Consider the following 6,896-nt stretch of genomic DNA (forward strand, 5'->3'; position numbering starts at 1 on the left):
ATGTTTTAGCTTATATCTGGGTCAAATGAGTGATAAAGTATCACTCAAAATACCCAAATATAGATTTATAGATGAAAGAGTTTCTCTCCCAAGCCGATGACCTGCATGAAAAGTACCTAACCCAGGAAAAACAGAAAATTGAAGAGCACAAAATGCTGGTCAATCAGGTCTTGGAGTCATACGACCAGAAAACTGTTGCTGAAATACTTCGCAGGGTTGGACAGTATGACTGGACCCGTGAAACGCTGAATAAATGGCTCAATGGAAAGAGTGCACCACGGGCACTCAGTGAGGGCGAAGTGGAGATGCTTCAGCAAAAGATGCTACCGAAGCCACCAGCACACCATCCGGACTATAAATTCCGTTTTATTGATCTGTTTGCCGGGATTGGCGGGATTAGGAAGGGATTTGAGGAAATAGGGGGACAATGCGTTTTTACCAGCGAATGGAACAAGGAAGCCATCCGGACCTACAAGGCCAACTGGTACTGTGATCCTCAACATCATAAATTCAACGAAGATATCAGACAGGTTACGCTGACTGAAGATCCGGATATAGACATCAATGAAGCTTATGAACATATTGATAACGAAATTCCGGATCATGAGGTACTACTGGCCGGTTTCCCATGCCAGCCGTTCTCTCTGGCAGGTGTTTCAAAAAAGAACTCCCTCGGCAAGGCACATGGTTTTGAATGTGAAGCACAAGGAACACTGTTTTTTGATGTGGCACGTATTATTGCAGCAAAACAGCCAGCTATTTTCGTACTCGAGAATGTAAAGAACCTGAAAAGCCATGACAAGGGAAATACCTTCCGTATCATCATGAAGACGCTGGACGAGCTGGGCTATGATGTTGCAGATGCTGACGCGAGTGGTCCGAATGATCCAAAAATCATTGACGGCAAGAACTTCCTTCCCCAGCACCGTGAGCGTATTGTACTGGTAGGCTTCAAACGCAGCCTGGATATCAAGGGCGACTTTTCCCTGAAAAATATCAGTAAACTCTTCCCTGAAGTCCGTCCGACCATACAGGACGTGTTAGAAAAGGAAGTAGAAGACAAATACATATTGACTGAAAATCTCTGGAAGTATCTTTACAACTATGCCAAGAAACATCAGGCTAAAGGTAACGGTTTTGGCTTTGGTCTGGTAGATCCGAAAAATCCTGGTAGCGTGGCCAGAACCCTTTCGGCCCGTTATCATAAAGACGGTTCGGAAATCCTGATTGACCGCGGCTGGGATATGCAGCGGGGAGAAGAAGATTTTGATGATCCTGATAACCAGAAGAACCGTCCGCGTCGTCTGACACCACGGGAATGTGCCAGACTGATGGGCTTCCAAAAACTGGATGGAGACGACTTCTTCCGTATTCCAGTTTCGGATACACAGGCCTACAAGCAGTTCGGTAACTCGGTTGTCGTACCCGTCTTCACTGCCGTTGCAAGGTTGCTGGAACCTTACATTCTACGGGCAGCAAAAATTCAGGAGCATAAAAAAGACAAGATTTCTGCGTAAAAGCTATAAAAATCACTCAAATAGAGGTACGATCCGGTCAGAAGAACAATGACCGGATCGTATATGGCGACTATCAGGCAGATGTCACAGACAATGCAGGCCCTAGGGGCAACCCGGATCCTGCTCAAACCGCTTTCCAATAATGACAATTCCAAACAGCAAATCTATTTTGGGGGAAATTTTGAAGTTCTTCAGGATTTTCCACTGGGAGAGATCCGCGCAGATGGAGAATCCAGCAAGGGTCCGATATTCAAGGCACCTCTCAAACTGTTCTGGATCACACCGGAAGGTGAAACTGAAGAAGCCACAGGTTCCCAAATTATTCTCTATCCCAAATATCCGGAAATAAGACTTTCCGGATTCCTCCGTGGCTGCTCGCTTGCCCCAAGCAAGATCATGAAACCACCGACACCAGAAGAACGTGCACTATATGCCAGCCAGAAAAGAGGCATGATCCTAGGATTGGCTGAAGACAAAGTCTTTGCCTATACAGGATCATGGGATGAGAAAATTTCAGGGGAAATTCAGGAATATGCCGAACAGAACCAAGACAGACAGGTCCTGTCAGTTTTTTATGAATACTACTCTAGCCTTACAGACAGTCAGGAGCTTCTGATTGGAAAACTCAAAGATATCTATTTAAAGGGACCAATAAGATCCAGAAGATTGGACAAAGACGGTACTGTTATCTTCTACGAGGCACCTAATGGCGCTGGTTTTACCCTCGAGTGCGAATTCGGCATCATTCCAAACGGAAAGGCCAGTCCTGATTTCTTGGACTGGGAGCTAAAAACAAGATCAAAAAGTAGTACTACCCTAATGACTCCTGAACCTGATATCGGACTCTATCGTGACAGCTATGCAAATTTCATGAATACCCATGCAAACCGCAGGCAACCGCAGCAGCTTTACTTTACTGCCAAACACCAGACTGGAATCCGAAATCCGGAAACATGTCTGACTCTTTTCATTGAAGGATATGATTTGGAGAAAAAGAAAATTACCCTGAGCGAGGGTGGCTATTTTCTGAAAAATGACAATGGAGAAGTTGCAGCTGGATGGACCTTTAGCAAACTGCTCAATCACTGGAAGAATAAACATACCAAAACCTGCTATGTTTCCTACACTAACCTCAAACTTGAAGGCTCTACCTATTACCAGTTTGGCCCAAAGGTGTCGCTGGCTAAAGGAGCAAGTATTGAGAAATTCCTGGATGCCCTGGCGACAGGAATAGTGGTTCATGATCCTGGATGCAAATATGCCCTAGATGTGAATACAGGCAAATGGAAACAGAAAAAACGCAACCAGTTCAGGGTGTCAGCAGTCAATTCAGCTTGTCTATATGATGAATACAAGGAGCTTGACCTGTCATCAGATAAATAAGTATGGCTGTATTACTTGAAAAATCATCTGTCTCTTGGAGTGTCACGTATTTCAAGAAACTGTCTGTCACCTGCAAGCCAGTCAGCAATTGTACTGACTACTTTTTCCGGATCTTTTTTGGCTCCCCGAATACTGCATTCCCAGACAATGCAGACTCGCCAATTACTAGCGCGCAGGATATCTACAGCTCTGGAATCATTCGCCTGATTACGGCAGATTTTTTCCTGCCAGAATTCCGTCCGCGTTGCCGGTAACCTGAAAAGATGACAATTCTGATGACCATGCCAGAAACAGCCGTGTATAAAAATCACTGACCTGTATTTTGGCAAAACAATATCAGGTTTTCCCGGAAGATCTTTTACATGAAAACGATACCGAAATCCTTTTTTATGAAGCAAATGTCTGACTAATAATTCAGGCTTTGTATTGCTACCTTTGATTCCAGCCATCATACGGCTGCGTGTAGATGGATCAACAATGTCTACCATCTATCTCTCCTAAGCTATATTCGAAACTTAACAGAATAAAACTTCAACAATATTATTTATATTGCACATTTTTCATTTAATTATAAGTACTCGTGTCTAGCTAATATTTAACATAAAAACTCTTATACGCAACCCAGGTTAATCCTGGGCTTTCTGTTCAATCTCATCATTGGTCGAGAATGTGTCTGGATTCGTGAGATTGATGTTTTCCTGGCATTGATCGCATACCAACAGTCCTGCAAAAAGCTGTACATTTTTTCTTGATTGGCAAAGAGTACAAGCCTTCGGAAACATTATTGTATTTGCCATAGTAGTGATATGAGTGCTCATCACAATTCCTCGAATAAGATTTCTTACTATCTTCTCTTAAACTTCAACGCTTGAGTATTGAAGAAGGTCCATTTTTGGAACTTTTGTAGAAAATAGGTATAGAACTCACTGATATTGAATACTCTCAATTTTTTAACTACTTTTAACGCCTGAAATAAGAATTCAATTTAGGTTCTAAAACCTTACTTAAAATCTATCAACTGAGTGATTTTTACAGGTTTAAATTCCTAAAAAATATGTCATGTATGATTTGTTAAATTGACCGAATTGACAGTTTTATTGCTTATCGAAAAGTGCGCAGATTATTTTAATTAATTTTCAATAACTTATGCTGTTTTTATGGCTTTTACCTGCGCAAACTTGATTTTCAATAACTGCGCAGGGTATTTATCTATATATATTAATTACTTATGCTGTTTTTTTCCATTTTTCGAGCGCAGATAGGTGCGCACCCTATTTTTCATTAAATAACAATTGCTTAGAGCATTTTTATTGGTTTTTTGAGCACAGAGAAGAGCGCAGCAAATTAATAAATAAAATCAATAACTTATTTTAAAAAATGCGCTTTTTGCTGCGCAGCTTTCTAACACACAAAATAATTACCCAAACCCTTACAGCATAAGGATTTGAAGGTTGTCATCGTTAGATGCGTGGTGTGTGACAAAAAAATCCCGGCGTGTGCCGGATCCTTGATTGGAAAATTGGCTAAAGTGACGTAGGGCCGGTGCTTGGTTTTGCATGGAAAAAAGTATTTATTTCTTGGTTTAGAAAAACGTAAAAAGATCAATTTTTTTGTCCCTTCATCCAGGTTAAAAATTTCAACCCAAAACTTTAATTATGAAAAGCTTCACAGAAAGCGTTCAAATGCGATTTAAGAGCCTTTACCTAAAAAACATAGATCTCATAGTGAAAAACAGAAAACAGCTCAAAAAACGCAAATGAGAGCGAAATAAAGAGGTATTTTGACTTTAGATAGATGCATAGAGCGAGTGTCTACGAGCGAACTATCAAAATTTGCGCCTAGACCCTCTGAAAAACATTTTTTTGTCCTCTTTAGCCTAAGAAAGCGTAAGTTTCATGCAGAAATTTGCTCCTGGATCGAGCGTAGCGAGTAAAAAAGTTTTATGAGCGAAGCGAATTCCAAGTTTCTTTTGCTTTTTCTTAAAGTCACGTAAGTATTCACCAAAAAATTGCCCCGACGAACTGAGCGAAAGCGAAGTTCAATAGAGTTTGAGCGAAGCGAAAACCAAGGGCAATTTTTCATTCCGTGGGCTTTTAATTATTTTTAATCTTTTAAATGCTTTTAGGTAAGCTGAAAGCCTTGTAAATAAAGGCTTCCAGACTTCATATGACTACGTTTACCTACCAATATGACTACGTTTTCCTACCAATATGACTACGTTTACCTACCAATATGACTACGTTTACCTACCATAAGTCTACCTTATTTATTTTGTAGATTTAACCATGTTTACCTTGCATTAATCTACAGATTTATTAATATAGATTTATATTCATAACTAATAAGATAGATAAATAAAGTGCGGGATTTAGTAGTTAAAGATAATGCATTAATTAATGCGAGTTATAACTTAGATTTAGTAGAACAGCGTTTAATCTTATTAGCTATTGTTGAAGCAAGAGATAGTGGTCGAGGCATTAATGCCAATGATCCATTAGAAGTCCATGCTGAGAGCTATGTAAATCAATTTAATGTTGCAAGACAAACAGCGTACCAAGCGTTAAAAGATGCTTGTAAAGATCTATTCGTACGCCAATTTAGCTATCAAGAAATCAATAAGAGAGGAAATGTAGAAAATGTTTTAAGCCGCTGGGTCAGCGAGATTAGATATATCGATGATGAAGCAACCGTGAAGTTAATATTTGCTCCTGCAATTGTCCCACTTATTACACGTTTAGAAGAGCAATTTACTAAATATGAATTACAACAAATTAGTAATCTCAGCAGTGCGTATGCTGTGCGGTTATATGAATTGTTAATAGCTTGGCGCAGTACAGGCCAAACTCCTATTATTGAACTAGCAGAGTTCAGGCAAAAAATAGGTGTTCTTGATGATGAATATACAAGAATGGGGAATTTCAAAGACCGAGTATTAAATTTGGCTATTGCTCAAATTAATGAACATACAGATATTAAAGTCCAATGTCAGCAACATAAAAAGGGACGTAATATTTCTGGCTTTTCATTTACCTTTAAACAGAAAAAGGTCGTTATAGCTAACAATAAAAAGCAAACTACTCTTGAGATTTTCTCAAAATTTACTGATGCACAGCGACATTTTTTTGCTAATAAGCTATCTGAGCTTCCAGAAATGAATAAATATTCTCAAGGTACTGAAAGCTATTCGCAGTTCGCAGTTCGAATTTCTGAAATGCTAAAAGATCTACAAAAATTTGAAGAACTACTGCCATATCTAGAGAAAGTAGGCTTTAATGCAAAATAAAACTCATGTTCAGATTGGATGTTCATATGAACATTCCTGTACACGTACTGAGGGACTCCATTGAACACAACAAAATTCAGCGTTATGGACGCCAGTAAAGCGTTTAAAAAGTCTAGAACAACAATTTATGAAGCTATAAAAAGTGGCGAATTATCAAGGGATAGTGATGGACTCATAGATCTATCGGAATTAATAAGAGTTTATGGAAATCCAACTGGTGTTCAGTCCAGTACACGTATTGAACAAGTCCAGAAGGATGCACCTGTACGTGTACAGTCCGAGATCGAAAATGTTCTAAAAGATCAGATTGCTTTACTTAAAAATCAGTTAGATTTAGCAAATCAAAGAGAAAAGTCTTTGATGCAACATATTGAAGATCTTACTCATAGAATTGAGTTTAAAGGCACCTTAGAACAGCCAAAACAAGAAAATACTAGTAAGCTAAATGAATCTACTAATCTAAATATAGCAACAGATCCTCGGCCAGAGATTGAGTCGAACTATGACGCATTGACTACTCCTGGTGAAGACAATAAGCGTATACCTATTCCAGAACACGTTGAACCGGAACCTAAAAAAAGGGGATTATTGGGTCGTTTAGCTCGGGCAGTTTTTACAGATGAGTAAGGTTTTATTGTTGTTTTTAGCTAAACAAAAGTGTGGAACATTGCTTGTTTATTGAGCGTGGAACATGAATAATCAATAAAAAGCCG

At 39.3% G+C, this 6,896-nt stretch carries 6 protein-coding genes; 4 read left to right on the plus strand and 2 right to left on the minus strand.

The window, feature by feature from the left end; genetic code table 11:
- Window positions 1–71: 71 nt before the first annotated feature.
- Window positions 72–1,517: a DNA cytosine methyltransferase gene (locus FTV38_RS16025; RefSeq protein ID WP_163146745.1), complete on the plus strand. Its 1,446-nt coding sequence runs from the start codon at window positions 72–74 to the stop codon at window positions 1,515–1,517.
- An 81-nt stretch (window positions 1,518–1,598) separates the two neighbouring features.
- Window positions 1,599–2,900: an MvaI/BcnI restriction endonuclease family protein gene (locus FTV38_RS16030; protein ID WP_257221982.1), complete on the plus strand. Its 1,302-nt coding sequence runs from the start codon at window positions 1,599–1,601 to the stop codon at window positions 2,898–2,900.
- A gap of 23 nt (window positions 2,901–2,923) precedes the next feature.
- Here the strand turns inward: FTV38_RS16030 and FTV38_RS16035 are convergent, their stop codons facing one another.
- Window positions 2,924–3,388: a very short patch repair endonuclease gene (locus FTV38_RS16035; RefSeq protein WP_163146739.1), complete on the minus strand. Its 465-nt coding sequence runs from the start codon at window positions 3,386–3,388 to the stop codon at window positions 2,924–2,926.
- Window positions 3,389–3,526: 138 nt separating this feature from the next.
- Window positions 3,527–3,718 carry a hypothetical protein gene (locus FTV38_RS18180; protein ID WP_257228807.1) on the minus strand — a complete coding sequence of 64 codons (192 nt, stop codon included), beginning with the start codon at window positions 3,716–3,718 and terminating at the stop codon, window positions 3,527–3,529.
- A gap of 1,541 nt (window positions 3,719–5,259) precedes the next feature.
- On the opposite strand from FTV38_RS18180, the gene repM reads away from it, so the two are divergent.
- Both repM and FTV38_RS16045 read left to right on the plus strand, forming a co-directional pair.
- Window positions 5,260–6,183, plus strand: a complete 924-nt coding sequence (gene repM / locus FTV38_RS16040) for a replication initiation protein RepM (RefSeq protein WP_151206973.1) — start codon at window positions 5,260–5,262, stop codon at window positions 6,181–6,183.
- A 60-nt stretch (window positions 6,184–6,243) separates the two neighbouring features.
- Complete coding sequence (locus FTV38_RS16045; RefSeq protein WP_228722426.1) at window positions 6,244–6,810, plus strand: plasmid replication DNA-binding protein; 567 nt, start codon at window positions 6,244–6,246, stop codon at window positions 6,808–6,810.
- The last annotated feature ends 86 nt before the right edge of the window (window positions 6,811–6,896 follow it).

It is taken from the genome of Acinetobacter sp. YH16044, from assembly GCF_013417145.1.
Lineage (GTDB): Bacteria > Pseudomonadota > Gammaproteobacteria > Pseudomonadales > Moraxellaceae > Acinetobacter > Acinetobacter amyesii.